This window comes from Pseudomonas sp. A39 (assembly GCF_058145955.1).
Genome location: NZ_JBYVMD010000006.1, coordinates 22,158 through 38,086, shown reverse-complemented (window position 1 = coordinate 38,086; position 15,929 = coordinate 22,158). Strand labels below are relative to the sequence as shown.

Annotated in this window: 12 protein-coding genes; all 12 read right to left on the bottom strand. The window is 62.4% G+C overall.

Translation table 11 applies throughout. The annotated features are described in order from the left end of the window. Position 1: 1 nt before the first annotated feature. The 12 genes from pgaC to AC3ZU9_RS06235 all read right to left on the bottom strand — a co-directional run bounded on the left by pgaC (position 2) and on the right by AC3ZU9_RS06235 (position 15,782). Positions 2 to 1,342, bottom strand: coding sequence for a poly-beta-1,6-N-acetyl-D-glucosamine synthase (pgaC, locus tag AC3ZU9_RS06290; protein WP_012721584.1), 1,341 nt, complete (start codon positions 1,340 to 1,342; stop codon positions 2 to 4). Positions 1,343 to 1,344: 2 nt separating this feature from the next. Continuing rightward, positions 1,345 to 3,342, bottom strand: a complete 1,998-nt coding sequence (gene pgaB / locus AC3ZU9_RS06285; RefSeq protein ID WP_490090433.1) for a poly-beta-1,6-N-acetyl-D-glucosamine N-deacetylase PgaB — start codon at positions 3,340 to 3,342, stop codon at positions 1,345 to 1,347. Between the two features lie 12 nt (positions 3,343 to 3,354). Continuing rightward, positions 3,355 to 5,835, bottom strand: coding sequence for a poly-beta-1,6 N-acetyl-D-glucosamine export porin PgaA (pgaA, locus tag AC3ZU9_RS06280; protein ID WP_490090432.1), 2,481 nt, complete (start codon positions 5,833 to 5,835; stop codon positions 3,355 to 3,357). Between the two features lie 301 nt (positions 5,836 to 6,136). After that, positions 6,137 to 7,633 carry a YdgA family protein gene (locus AC3ZU9_RS06275; protein ID WP_102059878.1) on the bottom strand — a complete coding sequence of 499 codons (1,497 nt, stop codon included), beginning with the start codon at positions 7,631 to 7,633 and terminating at the stop codon, positions 6,137 to 6,139. 146 nt (positions 7,634 to 7,779) lie between these two features. After that, entirely contained in the window at positions 7,780 to 8,412 is a 633-nt protein-coding gene (locus AC3ZU9_RS06270) for a hypothetical protein (protein ID WP_028615228.1), read from the bottom strand. An 81-nt stretch (positions 8,413 to 8,493) separates the two neighbouring features. Next, positions 8,494 to 9,936, bottom strand: a complete 1,443-nt coding sequence (locus AC3ZU9_RS06265) for an efflux transporter outer membrane subunit (RefSeq protein ID WP_490090431.1) — start codon at positions 9,934 to 9,936, stop codon at positions 8,494 to 8,496. Continuing rightward, positions 9,933 to 10,823 (bottom strand): efflux RND transporter periplasmic adaptor subunit, encoded by an 891-nt coding sequence (locus AC3ZU9_RS06260; protein WP_490090430.1) that lies wholly within the window; start codon positions 10,821 to 10,823, stop codon positions 9,933 to 9,935. The genes AC3ZU9_RS06265 and AC3ZU9_RS06260 overlap by 4 nt, the downstream gene beginning before the upstream one ends. Continuing rightward, complete coding sequence (locus tag AC3ZU9_RS06255; protein WP_012721577.1) at positions 10,820 to 11,029, bottom strand: DUF1656 domain-containing protein; 210 nt, start codon at positions 11,027 to 11,029, stop codon at positions 10,820 to 10,822. Before AC3ZU9_RS06255 ends, AC3ZU9_RS06260 begins: the two co-directional genes overlap by 4 nt. Next, complete coding sequence (locus AC3ZU9_RS06250; protein WP_046034556.1) at positions 11,026 to 13,104, bottom strand: FUSC family protein; 2,079 nt, start codon at positions 13,102 to 13,104, stop codon at positions 11,026 to 11,028. The genes AC3ZU9_RS06255 and AC3ZU9_RS06250 overlap by 4 nt, the downstream gene beginning before the upstream one ends. Further along, positions 13,101 to 13,511: a MarR family winged helix-turn-helix transcriptional regulator gene (locus AC3ZU9_RS06245; RefSeq protein ID WP_043204616.1), complete on the bottom strand. Its 411-nt coding sequence runs from the start codon at positions 13,509 to 13,511 to the stop codon at positions 13,101 to 13,103. Before AC3ZU9_RS06245 ends, AC3ZU9_RS06250 begins: the two co-directional genes overlap by 4 nt. Before the next feature lie 378 nt (positions 13,512 to 13,889). Beyond that, positions 13,890 to 14,144, bottom strand: a complete 255-nt coding sequence (locus AC3ZU9_RS06240) for a DUF2789 domain-containing protein (protein ID WP_012721574.1) — start codon at positions 14,142 to 14,144, stop codon at positions 13,890 to 13,892. A gap of 33 nt (positions 14,145 to 14,177) precedes the next feature. Next, the gene (locus tag AC3ZU9_RS06235; RefSeq protein WP_490090429.1) at positions 14,178 to 15,782 is read right to left on the bottom strand and encodes a glycosyltransferase family 39 protein; all 1,605 of its coding nucleotides are present in this window, start codon (positions 15,780 to 15,782) and stop codon (positions 14,178 to 14,180) included. Positions 15,783 to 15,929: the final 147 nt, after the last annotated feature.

Here is a 15,929-nt window from a genome sequence, read left to right as displayed (position 1 = left end):
ATCACGCCTCCTCTTCAGTGGGTTTGATGCCGCGATCGGGGCTGACCCAGCGCGCACGCTTCTGGTGCTGGTTGAACAGCACCTTGGGAAAGCTGACCAGGGTGGTGAACAAACTGACCAGCCAGAACACCATCGGGTACCACACGGTCCAGAACAGGGTTTTCCACAGGTCTTTCTCGTAGCGGCGGTCGATCAGGATGCTCACCGCAAACTGCAACAGGCACACCATCGCCAGTACCAGCCCGGTAAACGCCGGCGGCATCAGGGAGTCCACGGCAATGGCCTGGGGCAGCGGAATGAACTTGCCCACCCCCCAGAAAATCACCGACAGCAGGAACGTGAACGCCCAACCGGTGGACAGGCAGTATTCGAACAGCAGCGGCCACAGGTAGCGGTGACGCCATTGCCAGATGCCACGGATATTCTTGAACAGCACTTCGGCACCGCCCTGGGCCCAACGCAGGCGCTGTTTCCACAGGCCGCCGACGGTTTCGGGCATCAGGATCCAGCACAGGGCACGCGGCTCGTAGAAGATGCTCCAGTGATCAAGCTGCAGCTTCCAACTGACATCGATGTCCTCGGTGATCATGTCGGTGCTCCAGTAGTCGATACGGTCGAGCGCCTTTTTACGGAACGCTACCACCACACCCGACACCGTGAAGATCCGGCCAAACACCCGTTGTGTCCGCTTGATCAAGCCGATGATCGAAGAGAACTCACCCACTTGCACCCGGCCGATCAAGGTCGAGCGTGTGCGGATCCGTGGGTTGCCGGTCACGGCGCCCAGGCGCGGGTTATCGAGCATCGGCGCAACCAGGTAGGCCGCCGCGTTTTTATCCAGCAACGCATCGCCGTCGATGCACACCAGGTATTCGCTGCGTGCGGCCACGGCCCCCATGCGCAAGGCCACCGCCTTGCCTTGGTTCTGCGCCAGGTGCAGCACGCGCAGGCGCGGGTGCTCCAGTGCCAGTGCGTCGAGCACGGCGGCGGTGTTGTCCTTGGAGCCGTCGTTCACCGCGATCACTTCGATGTTCGGGTACAGCTGGCCCAGCGCCGCATGGATGGTGTCGGCGGCGTTATCCCCTTCGTTGTAGCACGGGATGATGATCGAGATCAGCGGGTTGCCGGCCAGCGTGGGTGCCGGTGTGTCTTCTTCCCAGGGCCAGTGGCGCTCCCAGTGCAGCCAGAAGTAAACGCCGCCTGCGATCCACAACGCCGACATGAACAGCGGGTAGAAAAACACAAAGTCCATCAGGAACTGCCCGGTGACCAGGAAGATCAGGCCCAGGGGCACGCCCAATACCAATGCCAGCACGAATAAAGCCAGGAGTCTGTCGAACATGGTCAAGGGTTCCATTGGTTGGAAAGGGCCGGACGCACAGTCTTCAGGTCCGGGGAGTTTTCCAGGAAGTTGTCCGGGTAGTAACCGAAACTCGTGACACCCTGGCGCTTGAGTACACCCATCCATTCAGCCATCTGCTTAGCGTCAATATCCGGCGCGGCCTTGGTGCGCCAGTCTTTGGCTTGCAGTTCGAATACCGTGCGCTCCATCGCGCCAGGACGCGCCTTGACCGTCGCCACCAGCTTCTCCAGCCAGGCGTTGGAGGTCTTGTACTCTTGGCCTTCCATCAACGGCATGGCCATGGGCGCGGTCCAGTCGTAGGTCTGGAGGAAGTCATCAAGGTTCTGCGCGAACCAGGCTTCGCTGCCGGGATTGAGCATCGGCTCGGCGAAGATATTGCGCGCGGTCTGCACCTGCGGCCCACCGATGGCGCGGACCTTGGCGGTCAGCTCGTTGGTGAAGTCGATCAGGTAGCGGCTCTTGAAGCGCGTCCAGCGTTGCATCACGGCCGGGTCGGCACGCAGGGCCTCGATCGTATTCGGCAGGCCGTTGGCGGCATACGCCTTGAGCGCGGCCGGGCTGGCGTCTTCGAAGTCGTTGAGCACCGCATCGTCGTGGTACAGCACACCGTCGATGGCGTTGTTGCGCGCCAGGTCTTCATAGATCTCACCAATGATCTTGCGCACCTGCGGGTCAAACGGCGACAGGCGTTTGTATTGGTCGGGGTCGAGGCCGACCTGGCCGGTTTTCGGGTCCCAGCGCGTCACGCGCGGCAGCTTGGGGTCGAGGGCGAAACTGAGCACCGGCATCCAGGCATACACCGCGGCATGGGCACGGGTGTGCAATTGCCAGGAGACGCGGTTGAACAAGTCGGCACGTACCGGCAAGTGACGGTTGGGGAAATACAGTTCATGCACCAGACCATCACCCTTGGGGTCGGCGAAGGCTTGCAGGAACACGGTGCCCGCGCCCATGTCGACGACCCTCTGCACCAGTTGGTCGAGGTTGCGCGCTTGCTGGGCCGGGTCCGGGTCGTAGACGTTGTCCAGGTCCACATGCAGCACGCGCAGCGGTGCCTTGGCTTGCGCCGCGACGATGCTGTTGGCGAAGTGCTCGCCGTCCGGGTCAGAGGCGACCAGGAAGCGCGGGCTGTTCATCAGGTCACTGGAGCTGTCTAGGCCATCTTCCAGGGTCAGGGCCATTTGATAGCCCTGCTCGCCAACGATCGCCAGCGAAGTGCCCTTGGCTGCACCGTAGGGCCATACCCACACCCGTGGTTTCTTGCCCGTGACTTTTTGGATCTTGTTGGAGATCGCCACCACATCGGCACGCATGCGCGCATCGAACTGCGCTTGGCTTTCATAACGGCCCGTGGCCGGATCAAAGCGCAGCGAGGTTGCCGCCGGCTCCAAGTTGCCCTGGGGGTTGGCGAGGATGCCGGTGTGGCTGGCATCGGTGTGCGCCGCAATTTCCACCAGGCCCGACTGGGACACTTCGCGGATCTGCTGCCAGGTAAGAAACTCTCCACGCGGCCGTGGTTGGCCGGCAAAGTCCACCGGTTTGTCCATCGGCGTATCGATCCAGTAGCCCACCGGCGCCAACAACGCCGGCCAGCGATAGGCGCGCAGGATCGGCATCACCCGTGTGTAGAAGCTGGAATAACCGTCATCGAAGCTGAGCATGATGGCTTTGGGTGGCAGCGGCCGCCCACCGTTGCGGGCTGACAGGATCTGGTCGACGCTGACCGCCTGGTAGCCGTTCTCGCGCAGCCAGGCCAGCTGTTCGATCAAACGTTCGGTACGCACCGCCACCACCGCCTGATCGGGGTCGCGATCCTCGACGTCGTGGTAGGCAATGCCCAGGAAATGGTTTTTCGGCCACGGCGCTTCGTTGGCCGGGGTCGGCCGCTCGGCGGGTGGAGTAAAGGGTGCGGGTTGCTGGGCGCAGGCACTGGCCAGCATTACGCCCAGGATCAACAGGCAACGGCTGAGGACGGTCATGGTCAGGCTCTTCTAGAAACGGTAAGTGAGGTCGACGAGCAGACGCAGATCGCGTTCGCGATCACCGTCATAAGGTCGGCTGATCAGGCTCAGGTTGGCGCCGGCTTCCAGGACATCGTTCCAGCGAAAGCGTTGGCCGTAGCCCACCAGACCGATGCCACCGGTGGAATAATCCCGCTGGCTATACGTACCCGCACCGACCTGGAACTGCTGACTCCACTGGGTCTCGTAGCGGTGATAGAGCACATGGTTGATGTTGAGGACAGGCAACACGGTGAAGTCCGACTTCGGGTTGAAGTACACCGTGTCTTCCTTGCTGTTGCGGCTGGCGCCGACTTCCAGGCCCAGGTCCACTTGCACTTTCGACGAGCTGTAGAGGCCTTCCCGGCCGCTGAGCAAGGCTTCGAAACGGTCGTTGCCATCGCTGAAATGGGACGGGCTGAGGGTCAGTTTCCATTCGCGGCTTTCATTGGCACGCCAGCGGATGAAACCGCTGCCGCCGTTGGCCGTGACGCCGTCATTCAACGCCCGCAGCGGGGTGGTGGACAGGAGGTAGCCAAGGCTGCCGCCGTATTGCCAGTTGTCGTTGATGTCGCGGGCAATCGACACGGCAGCGCCTTGTTTTGAGCCATCACCGTAGGAGTGGTTGGACACCTCGGCTTCAATGGTCATGTCGCGGGTGCGCCGCTCTACGCCGACCACCTGCCAACGATGCTGGCCGGTGCCCTCTTCGAAATCGGCGCGGGCATAGCCGGCACCGGCGAACAGGCGCCAGTCTTCGTCGATGGGCGGCGTGTAGAGGCGGCTTTCGATACCCCAGTCACGGCTGCCGGAAACGGCACCCGCATCGCCGTCGTTGCCACCGCCGAAGCTTTTACCGGTGTAGGCCTCGACCCGTAGCTCGGCCATATCATGCACATCGCGAAGGCGACTGAGGCGCTGCACCTGGCGGTTGTCCGGGTTGCGCGCGACCACGTCATCGGTCAGCACATCGAGTTGGCGCCACTCCTGCAAGTCCATGGCGGTGTAGGCCTGGCTCACTTCCAGGCCAATGTCGCGCGGGGCCTGGGCTTCGGTTTCCTTGAGAAGGCCTTCGGCGCGCCGTGGCCAATCACGGGCGCGGTACATGTCGGCCTGGGCCAGGCGCAAGCCGACATTGCCCGGGGCTTTTGCCACCAGCGCTTCCAGGCCGGCCTCGCTGCCTGGCAGGTCCCCGCCGAAAACGCCGGCCTGGGCTGACAGTTGTTGCGCATCCATCCACGCATCGCTGGGGTTGCCGACAGGCAAACCCTTGAGTTCGACCCGAGGGCTTTGGTTCTTGGCGAGGTTGTTGGCGACTTCGCGGGCGTCGTCGGCTTTATCGCTTTCCTGCAAAGCGTAGAACAACGCCGTGGTGTCTTCGACCCGATCATCGGGCTCGGCGTCGGGGGCGCTCAACGCCTGGCGGTACAACGGTTCGGCTTTTTCCGGCTGACGCTGGTCGAGATAGGATGCCGCCACCCAACGCACAGCGTAGGTGGGCAATTGCACACCCTCGGCCTTGAGGGTTTCGTACTCGCGAATCACGTCAGCGGTGCGTGCCCGTGCCTTGAGCGCGCCCAGGCGGTCGATGCGCCAGGTCAGCACGTCGTCATGGGCCTTAGCGTCCGGGGTCCAGCGGGCGAGGAGTTGGTCGTAGCCCTGCAAGGCACGATCAGCGATGACATAGCGTTCTTTCTCGGAGCGCGTGGCGAACTCGGCCATGCGCACGCGCTCGGCCGCCAGGTCACCTTCCAGGCGACGCTGAGTGACGGGGTCAACAAGCCCCGGACGCTGGGCCGACAGGCGCAATGCAGGCTCCGGTAAACGCGCCTTTTGCAGGGCGACGATGTATTCGCGGGCCACTTCCGGTTTGTCGCCGGCGCGGATAAACGCCTGGTCGAACTCATGCAGCGCATCGAACTGCAAGCCCGCGCGAGTCAGCGCGTAGCCCAGCGCCATGCGCCGGTTGGGGTCATCGGGCTTGGCGGCCACCAAGGCGCGGGTGCGCTGCACCGCTTCGCTGGCCTTACCACCGTCAGCCTGGGTAAGGGCCAGGCCCAATTGCAGGTCGACATTATTCGGTTCACGCAGCAGCGCCTTGCGATAGACCGCCTCGGCCTGCGCCCACTGCTTCTGGTTGCGATAGGTACGCGCAACCGTGGCCAGCGCCTGGGCAGTCAAGTTGCGGTTCTGACCCTGCGCCTCGTACACCTTCAGCACTTCGGCATCCTGGCCGGCCCAACCGGCGATCACCAGGTGATCGCTGATCTGGCCTGGCGTCTGGCGCTCGGCAGGCAATTGGCGCAATTGAGTCAGGGCGGGGGTGAAGTTGCCGTTGCGCGCCTGGATGATCAGGGCGTCATAGGCTGGGTCGGCCATGGCAAAGGTGGGCATCAGCAACTGGCTGCACAAGGTTACCCCGATGAGCAGCCGTAACCGGCCTGAGGCACTGAGTGGAATGTTTCGCAGCATATCGTGAGCTTCCTTACACACGGAAAGCTGTAACGATAGGTGGTCCTGAGCGATTTGCATCAGGGCGTCGGCGTCTCGTGACCCGACCTAGCTTTCCTGTATGAACTATCCCCGACGCCTGTACCGAAATGCACAAATCAGCACAATTGTTCAGAATTGCGCGACAAATCTGAAATACGAATGGGGGAGCGGACTTGCCTGCGATAACGGGTCACACGCCGGCGGGAGCGCCGACAGTTTGACCCGTTATCGCGGGCAATCCCGCTCCCCCATTATTTATTTCTGGGCGATGGCGAAATCTTTACTGCGCGCCGCCAACCGCACCGACTTTGGACATCACGAAGCCAATGAATTGCTCAACGGTCATCTTCTGGCCATTGAAGGTCACTTCATTGTTGGCGTAATGCAGCTTGGAGACCACGTCGCTGCCCACCAGGGTCGCCAGCTGCGTGCCGACAGCCATGCCGCTGACCATTTCGCTGGCCATCTGGGATTGCTGCTCGATGGCTTTAGGGTCGGTCACACCGCCGACCTGTGCTTGCAGCGCGGCAACGTCAGCGATCATCGGCTTGGACAGGGTCAGGTTGGCGTCCAGCAGCGAGACCATTTGCTTGCCCAGTTCAACCGGCGGCAGCTCCAGGGTGGTCGGCTTGGCCAGGTCCAGCACCAGGTTGAACTTGCTTTCACCGTGGGTGGTTTTCAGCGACAGGTTTTCCAGCGCCAGGTGCGGCTTGGCGGCCAGCAACTGGTTGACGTTGGCTTGGGCCAGCGCTTGCTCGGCTTCGGTCAGCTGCAGCTCCGGCACCGGTTGGCCGGCGGCGGCAGCGGCTTGCACCGGCTGCATCTTGTCCTGGTACAGCTTGGTCAGCACCAGGCCCGAGGGGACATCGATGTTTTTCAAGCTCAGGGCCATGGCGGCGGAACCGACCGGTTTGCCCTGGTAGCCGATCTCGTCGATCTTGTAGTCCACACGGCCGGACATGGTGTTGTCTTTGACTTCACTGGCGTCTTTTTGCTCGAAGCCCTTGAGGGTCAGCACGGCTTTCTGCGGGCCGAAGGTGAGCTTGGCGTCGCTCAGCTCTACAGTGTTCTGCCCGGTGTAGAAGCCGAAAGTGGATTTCTCCAGGTTGCTGGCCACGGTCAGGCCAGCGAGTTCAGCGTCGAACGGCGCGCCATTGGCGTCGATCACGGCCAGCTTGAGGCTGTTCATGTAGCCGTCAACCTTGACCTTCTTGCCTTCGGCGGTGCTGTCAAAATCCAGGTTCAGGCCGGAGAAGTTGACCGAGCCCGTCGCGTCCTTGAACTCCAGCGGCAGCAGTTCGAGATTGCCGTTCACCGAACGGCTGTAGCCGATATTGGCCACGCCTTTGAGCGGCGACAGGTCTTTGGCGGCGGCGAACCATTTCTCGGTGGTGGCGTTCTTTTCCAGTTCGTAGTGACTGGTGGCCATGACCGGCAGCCATTTCAGCGACACCAGGCGCGAGAATGGCAGCGGGCCGTGTTCGATATGGTCGACAATCAGCAGCTCGGGGTTCGGGTTCTGCTCGCCGAAGAACGAGCCCTGGCCTTTGAGGCGGTAATGCGCGGTACTGCTGAACAGGCCACGGTCCAGGGACACCAGCTCCAGTGCAACGGTGCCGTCGATGCCGGCCATGGAACGTTGCAGTTCCTTGTTGGCGTCCTGAACCGCCGTTTGCAACACCGGCTCCAGTTGCTTACCGGTGTACCAGGCACCGCCCGCACTGACGACGCCGACGGCGACAACAAAACCCAAAAGAACGACTGCTGGCTTATTCATGAAGTGACCTGATCAAATCCTGTGAGAAGTGGGCTGTCTTCCTTGAACCCCAAGGGGATTGGCTCAAGCCCGCCGAAAACGGGGGAAGATTAGCACTGGCGGCCACAAACGGCCCAGCCTTTCAGAGGGATCAGTTCAACAGGAGTTCAGGAGTACTCCAGCTCAATTTCATCCAGTTGGTGGTCGAAACTCTTCAAGCGCGCCGTCCAGGTGTACACCAACACCTCAAACTCGCGGTGTATCACGGCATTACCGGGGGTGTCGGCCTTGGGGTCGCAGAAGTCGAGCTGGTAGCGCTCGCGGGCCATCTGGGTGGCCACGTCGGACAATTCCCGCGCGTTATTCAGCCAGTGCCTGCCGTCAGCAACCTGCTGATCAAGCGCCACACACTGTTTTTTCAGGACTTCGAGGCTTTTTTCCAGGGGCGTGCCGGTGAGGTCGCCCATGACTTCCTGGAACGTGCGCCCCGGCTGCCAATAGCTGCCCCAGAAATAGCGGTCGAACACGGTTTCGACCCGACGCAGCGCAACCTTGGTATCCCAGATGGCTACGCGGGTCTTGCCTTGTTCGAGGAGTTTTTTCTTCACCCGTTGATTTTGGTAGGAGGCCCAGGCCACGACGCCGATGGACAGGGTGCCGATCACCAGGCAGGCGCTGTCGAGAAATACCATCGCCTTGTCGAGTTGATGAGCCAGCATGACGCCGTAGAAGTAAGTCGCCGATAACAATACCAGTGCGAAACACACGCACCAGAAAGCGGGAGCATAAGGGTTTTTCATTATTGGAATCCCCATGAGCAAACGCGAGCAGTGTCAGGCGAATCGTCACGACGATCCGCCTGTCAAAGCATAGCTATTCGCTCAGGGTTTGCCGGGCTGTGACGCTTGCGTTCGTCCGCTTTCCCAGCCACCGCCCAGGGCCAGGAACAGATCGATCTGGCTCATGGCGACCTGGGTGTTGGCCGCCGCCAGTTGCGCGCGCACATCGGTGTAGGTGCGGGTGGCTTGCAGGTCGGCCAGGAAAGACGCGCGACCCGCCTGGAAAAAGCGATGGGTCTGCCCCGCCGCTTCCTTGGCCGACTCGCCCGCTTCGGCCAGGGCGTCGCGGCGTTGCAACTGCGCGGTGTATTGCGCAAGGCCGGTCTGGGTTTCGCGGATGGCGTTGAGCACCACGCCGTCAAAGTGCGCGAGGGCGCCCTGGGTGGCGGCTTCAGCTTCGTGGATACGGGCGCGTGCGCCGTTGGTCGGCACTGTCCAACTGATCATCGGGCCAAAGCCCCAGCGATTGGTGGCCGGTGTGCCGAGGTTATCGAGCAGACCGACGGTGCCCACAGTGGCACCAATACTGATATCCGGGTAAAGCGCCCCCGTGGCCACGCCAATACGCGCAGTGGCAGCGGCCAGTTGCCGTTCGGCCTGACGCACATCGGGACGGCGCTTGAGCAACGTCGCGCCGTCGCCCACCGGCAACAATTGGGCGATGTGCGGTAATTCGGCGCAAGTGCCGGTGCCCGCCGGCAGTTGGTCCAGCGGCTTGGCGAGCAGCATCGACAGGCGGAACAAGCCGGCCTGGCGCAGCGCCTGGTAGCGCGGCATGTCGGCGCGCAACGATTTGTATTGGGTCTGCGAGCGCGTCACCTGGGTTTCATCACCGCGCCCGGCGTCGCGTAGGCGCTGGGTCAGCTTCGTGCTCTGGGCCTGCAGGTCGAGGGACTCGTTGGCAATCGCCAGCTCTTCATTGGCCGCACAGACCTGGGTGTAGGAGCGCACTACGTCCGCTACCAGGGTGATGCGCGCGATATCGGCGGCGGCTTGCGCGGCGTCCGCACTGGCCTGGGCGCTTTCGATTCCGCGCTGCAGGGTGCCGAACAAATCGAACTGGTAAGAGGTGGTGATGCCGACGCTGCCGATATTGCCCACCGGTACTTTTTCCGACAGCAAAAAGGCCTCACCGGACTCTTGCAGGCGCTGAGCTTCGGCCTTGGCGCCGACGCTCCAGCCGCCGGCGGATTCGGCTTGCTGGGTTTGATAGCGCGCACGCTGCAAGTTGGCGGCCGCCACGCGCAGGTCGGTGTTGGAGGCCATGGCCTGGCGCACCAGCTCATCCAGGCGCGGGTCCTTGTAGAGTTTCCACCAGTCGGCCGGCACCGGCGCCGAGACCACGTTGCGGCCCTCGCCCGCGAGTTGCCCTTGCAGGTCGCCACGGTTAATGGCGGACTTTTCCGGCAGCGTGTAATCCGGCCCCACGACTTGGCAGGCCGACAGCAACACCCCCAGTGCAGCGGTTGCCAGCAGCTGCTTCATGGCTTGGCTCCGTTGTCGACCTTATCGCCGATGATCGACACCGTCGCCGTGCGCCCGGCGATCATGCGGAAGTCCGCCGGTACATCGTCAAAGGCAATGCGCACCGGAATCCGCTGGGCCAGGCGCACCCAGCTGAACGCCGGGTTGACGTTCGGCAACAGGTTGGCGCCGCTGCTGCGGTCGCGGTCTTCGATACCGGCGACGATGCTCTGCACATGGCCGCGCAGACGGGCGTTGTCGCCGATCACACGGATATCCACGCTCATGCCGACATGGATGCCGTCGAGCTTGGTCTCTTCGAAATAACCGTCGATATGGAAGGAATTGCTGTCCACCACCGACAGCACCGGGCGCCCGGCGGTGACGAACTCCTGCGCGCGCGGCGCACGGTCGTTGACGTAGCCGTCCACCGGGCTGCGGATCACCGAGCGGTCGAGGTTGAGCTGGGCGGAATCCACCGTCACCTGGGCCTCGGCCAAGGCTGACTGGGCGCGGGCGACACGCGACTGGCTTTCTTCCAGTTGCTCGCTGGGCACCAGGTTGCCAAGGCCACGGTTACGCTTGTACTCGCGCTGGGCCTGGGCCAGGGTTTCCTGGCGGTCGGCCACGGCGGCCTGGGCTTGGCGCAGGGCCAGCTTGAAGCGGTCCTGGTCGACGGCAAACAGCACCTGGCCCTTGGTCACCAACTGGTTATCGCGCACGTCCACGCGCTGGATCAGCCCGGAGACGTCCGGGGCGATCTGCACGATGTCGGCCCGGATGTGGCCGTCACGGGTCCAGGGGGCAAACATGTAGTACATGACCATGCGCCACACCACGACGACCGCAAACGTCACGATCAACAACGTAAGGACTACACGGCCGATGGTCAAAAAAGGTTTTTTCATGTCATCAGGTATCGACTGAGTGAGTCCACCGCGCCCAGCAACAGCGCGTAGAGCCCCACATTGAACAATGCCCGGTGCCAGACCAGGCGATAGAAGTGGACGCGGGTCAACAACCCGTGCACCACCAGGAACAACACATACGTAATGCCCATCAGCACCAGCAGCGTGGGCAGGAACACCCCGCTGATATCCAGATCACCGATCATAAAGGCGCTCCATCAGGCAGCGGCGCTTCCATCTCGGTGCCGCCAATAAATTCCACGCCCGGCAGCAGCGACAAGCGCAGCCCGGCCAGCGCGTGCAGCAGGTGCAGGCGCGTGTCGTGTTCGTCTTGCAGGCCCTGGCCGTTGAGGGCGCGGCGCGTGCGGTCCAGGGTCATCAGCAGACCGCTGGGCGCGGGCAAGCGTTCACCCGCCTTGAGGCAGGCCTTGAAGTAACCCCCCACGCCTTCCACCACTTGGTTGAGCAGCACCCGTGGCACGCCGAGGATGCGCGGCGAGTAGGCCAGCAGGTCGAGCAGGTTCAGCGCCACGCGCAAATCGCGCAGGGCGGTGCCGGTGTCCTGGTTGATCAGGGCCAGGCGCGGCAGGTGCTGCATCAGGCGGTCGAGCATTTGCACGGCCATGTGCCGGTGTTCGGCGAGGGTCGCCGGCTCGGTGAGGCTGACGATGTCGCGCCAGCTGAAACGGGTCAGGCGCTTGGCCGCCAATTCAGCGCCGAAGGGCCGCGCGATCAACGTCCACACAAAGGCGAACAGCAGGCCCACCGGCCCCGCCAGGTTGACGTTGGCGAAGTTGAGAAAGTCCGCATCGTAGGCACCCTGGATGCTGATGAACGACGAGGTATTCACCAGCGTCAGCAGCATGCCCAGGTAAAAGCGCGGCTGCACCGTGAGCGTGCCGATGCAGATAAACGGCACGGCAAACGCCAGCACCAGCATCGGGAAGTCATGCAGATTGGGCAGCACCAGGAACAGGTACAGGCTGGCGAACAGCACCGACATGGCGGTCCAGAAAAAGAACCGGTAGATCTGCGGCGCCGGGTCGTCCATCGTTGCGAAAAAGCTGCAGGCGACGGCGGCCAGGATCACTGCGCTGCCGCCGTCGGTCCAACCGAGCAGGATCCACAGCACCGAGGCGACGATGATCGCGGTAACGGTGGAAAACGCCGAGTAGAACATCAGGCCACGGTCGAGGAACGGCGTGAGCCGGCCCAGGCGCCAGTGGCGGTAGACGGCGCGCCAAGTGTCCTGGCTCTCGCACTGGATGGCGGCTTGCAGGCTGCGGCAGTCTTGCCACAAATCGATCCATTCGCCCAGGCGGTACAGCGCGTTGGAAAACAGCAGCGTGTGACGGTCGTCCAGCGCTTCGCCTTGGGGTTGGGCGGCGTCGACCTGATCGCGCAGCACGCGCCAGCGCTCAAGAGGCGCGGTGTCGGTAGTCCTTTCCAGCCAGGCGTTGGCGGCTTCCAGCAACGGCGCGAGCTGATCGACAAACTCTGGTGCGCGGTGTTCGATGGCGTACACCGCATCATCCAGGGCATCGATCACCGGCAGCAGGTGAATCATGCGCCCGCGCAGTTCCTTGGTATTGCGTACCGTCTGTGGCCGTGCGCCTTCGTGCGGCAATTGGCCGATCATCAATTCAAGGGTGTTGAAAGTGGCGACCATACCGCCGCGCAGTGTGCTGATTTCTTCAGGCTCGACATTGCGCGTGAGGAAGCGCTGGCTGTAGACCTGCGCGTCGGCAAACCATTTGGCCACCGAGCCATCGAACACCGGCATCAACCGGCGCGGCCAGAACATTGCGCCCACCACCGCTGCGACTGCGATGCCGAGGAAGATTTCTTCAGTGCGCGCTTCGGCCACGTCCCAGACCGCCAGGGGGTTATCCACCACCGGCAAGGCGATCAGCGGCAAAGTGTAGCCGGCCAGCATCAGGGCGTAATTGTTGGCGGTGCGCAGGTGCATGGAGAGGAACAGCAAGGTGCCCGTCCACAGGGCAATCACCACCACCAGCAGGTAGGGCGACTGCACGAACATCGGCACAAAGATCACCGCCGCCGCCGCCCCCATGAACGTGCCGATGGCACGGTAGAGCGCTTTGGAACTGGTAGGGCCGACAAACGGGCTGGACACGATATACACCGTGGCCATCGCCCAGTACGGACGCGGCATTTGCATGAGCATGGCGATGTACAGGGCAATCATCGAGGCCGCGAAGGTACGGACCCCGTAGAACCAATCACGGGCGGGCGGGAAACCGGTAAAAAATCCGTTCAAAGCGACGCCGCCTCGAAAGCACGCAGCACACGCAGCGCGGCTTCCAGATCGCTGGGGGCGATATCCGCCAGCACATCCTTACGCAGGCGCACCAGTTGTACTTCCACTGCATGCACCAGTTCGCGGCCGCGCTCGGTGAGGCTCAGGGACTTGGCGCGACGGTCGTGAACGTCTTCGGTACGGCACACGTAGCCGTCGGAACACAGCCGGTCGAGCAGGCGCACCAGCGACGGGCTTTCCATCCCCGACGCCTGGGCCACTTTGACCTGGTGCACCCCGTCACCCAGGCGGCCGATCATCAACAGCGGCACGGCGCAAGCTTCGGAGATGCCATAGCTCACCAGCGTTGTCTGGCAGATTTTGCGCCAGTTACGGGCGCCCACCACCATGCTGCTGCTGAGGTTCATCTGGAGTTGTTCGAGGGATTGAGGCACTGGATAGTTCGCATACAGTTAGTTTGCTAACTATCAATATGGTGGATGGATCCAAATGCGTCAAGTTTTGAAACAATTTTGCGGATGGGTGGTGGGAGTCAGTAAAGCTGGTTTTAGCGTGGGGGTAGGATTTACCGCATACCGAATGTGGGAGTGGGCTTGCTCCCGATTTCGCAGTTTCAGTCAATACAAGGTTGACTGATTGACCGCTATCGGGAGCAAGCCCCCTCCCACATTTAGATCAGTGCTGGCTTCAGGGTTGTTGTTCGGCCTGGCCATCCAGACGGCGCTGGATTTCGCCCACTAGGTCCAAGCCATCAAGCCCGGTTTTTTCAACTTTTGCCCTTTCTGCTAAGTTTTTTGCACCCCTCGCCCGCCCCGCAACATCAAGTTCAACTCATCCACCACTTCTGCCCAATCTGCATCCTCCAGAATTTCCTCACGCAAAAACGCTTGCTGGCTGTGCGTCCAGAAGAACGCATCCGCCAGTTTCAGCTCCGGCTTGAGGGGCGAATGAGTCGTGACAAACTGCTCGATACTCACCGGGTCATCCGGCAGACCCAACTGTTTGAACAGTGACGGCAAGCTATGCACGGGCGATTCCATGACGGACTCCTGTTAGAAAAGCGTTAACCCAGTCTAGCGGCAGCCCTCGGGTTGCGCCGACGGCACGTTGCACAACACGAACAACCGCGCCCTCGCACCGCCGCCATCCTGGCGGCTGAGTTCGCGCCAGCCTTCGGGCAGCGGGGCGAAGTCGTCCGGGGCTTCGTTGCTGCTGATCAGCCACACGCGGCGGGTTTCGGCGGGCAGTGCCGACAGGTGGTCGAGGTAGATGCGTCCGCCGTCCTGGTCCACCAGGGTGCCGAAGCCGTAGGCATTCGGCCGGGTGGGCGTGCCGTCGGGTTTGGGCGGGGTGTAGAGCTGCAGTTGAGCGTCGGTCTGGTCGTAATACACGTAGCTGAGGTACCACATCATGTCGCTGAGGACGATGCGGTCGTCTTCCTGGTAATTGCGGTTGACGAACTCCACCGGCACGTTGAACTGGTCGTGCTCATCCACGGTGAAATTGTTCTTAAGCCCCACCAGTTCCACGCCGACAAACAGGACGAACAACGCCGCCCCCAGCAGTGCAAACCGTGATGGCAGGCGGTCGATGGCCATCGCCCAAAGGATCGGCAAGCCCAGGGCATACACCGTCAGGTAGCGTTCGATAAACACCGGGGAAATAAACGACACGCCGTAGACCAATAACACCGGCAGCAAGAAAAACAGCGCCAGCAGGCGGGCCGGTCGATGACGCTCGCGATCACGCCAGGCCGTGATGACGACGACAGCCACCAGCAACAGCGGAAACAGCCAGAACAGCGGTGCCCAGAAGCCAACGCCTTCATCCTGCAGCACGAATTGCCAGATCATCGAGGGCAGGGAGAACAGGTTGACCGGTTCTTCCCAGCCGATGTCGCCCCCCACCTTGAGCTGGTCGACGTGCTGTACCAGGTCCAGCAGGTTCGGCAGCCACGGCAGGTACACCAGCACAATCGTTGTGTTCGCCACCCACCAGGCCGGGCGCGTGATCAGGCGTTGGCCTCGCGGCGCCGTGCCACCCAGCACGCCCAGGTAAGCCCAATGCACCAGCACGCACAGCGCAGTGAAGTAATGGGTATAGAAACCGGCACTCATCAATACGACATAGGCCGCCAGATAGCGCGTGCGCTCGGGTTGGCGCACCCAGTACACCAGCGCCAGCGTGGCGCCCAGCAACCACACGGCCAGCAGCGAATACATGCGCACTTCCTGGCTGTAACGCACCGCTGTCGGCAACAGCGCCAGCAGGATCCCCGCCAGTACCGCCGCCCGGCGCGTGGACAGTTGCCGGGTCAGCCAGACGCCCAGGCCCACGACCACCACACCGGGAATGGCGCTCATGCCGCGTATCGACCAGATACTGTCGCCGAACAGCTCGATCCAGCCGCGCAGCAGGAAAAAATACAGCGGCGGATGCACGTCGTGCGCCGCGTGAAACCACAGGTCGGCCAAGGCGTATTCGCTGAGCAGCAGGCTCGAGCCTTCGTCGCCCCAGATCGCCGCCGCCGTCAGGTTGTAAAAACGCAGAATCATAGCCAGCGCCAGGATCGGCACCCACCAGAGTCGGCTGATCCAACCGGCGCCATCCCACGTCAGGCGGTTGAGTGCGGGTAACGTCCCGACCTTTTCGTTTTGTTCTACCACAGACCGACGCACCTCGATTCCCCTACCACTGCCTTGATTGCTCACGCATAAACACCGCCACTCTAGGACAAAAGATCCAGGCTGGCTGCTGGAATCGGACAAATCAGCAAATTGTGCAGGGCGTCTCCGAAGCAACCGTAGGAACACGCTATTATTGCC

Coding starts and splice junctions, on each gene's coding strand:
- pgaC (WP_012721584.1), bottom strand. CDS start 1,342: ATGTTCGACAGACTCCTGGCTTTATTCGTGCTGGCATTGGTATTGGGC.
- pgaB (WP_490090433.1), bottom strand. CDS start 3,342: ATGACCGTCCTCAGCCGTTGCCTGTTGATCCTGGGCGTAATGCTGGCC.
- pgaA (WP_490090432.1), bottom strand. CDS start 5,835: ATGCTGCGAAACATTCCACTCAGTGCCTCAGGCCGGTTACGGCTGCTC.
- AC3ZU9_RS06275 (WP_102059878.1), bottom strand. CDS start 7,633: ATGAATAAGCCAGCAGTCGTTCTTTTGGGTTTTGTTGTCGCCGTCGGC.
- AC3ZU9_RS06270 (WP_028615228.1), bottom strand. CDS start 8,412: ATGAAAAACCCTTATGCTCCCGCTTTCTGGTGCGTGTGTTTCGCACTG.
- AC3ZU9_RS06265 (WP_490090431.1), bottom strand. CDS start 9,936: ATGAAGCAGCTGCTGGCAACCGCTGCACTGGGGGTGTTGCTGTCGGCC.
- AC3ZU9_RS06260 (WP_490090430.1), bottom strand. CDS start 10,823: ATGAAAAAACCTTTTTTGACCATCGGCCGTGTAGTCCTTACGTTGTTG.
- AC3ZU9_RS06255 (WP_012721577.1), bottom strand. CDS start 11,029: ATGATCGGTGATCTGGATATCAGCGGGGTGTTCCTGCCCACGCTGCTG.
- AC3ZU9_RS06245 (WP_043204616.1), bottom strand. CDS start 13,511: ATGAACCTCAGCAGCAGCATGGTGGTGGGCGCCCGTAACTGGCGCAAA.
- AC3ZU9_RS06240 (WP_012721574.1), bottom strand. CDS start 14,144: ATGGAATCGCCCGTGCATAGCTTGCCGTCACTGTTCAAACAGTTGGGT.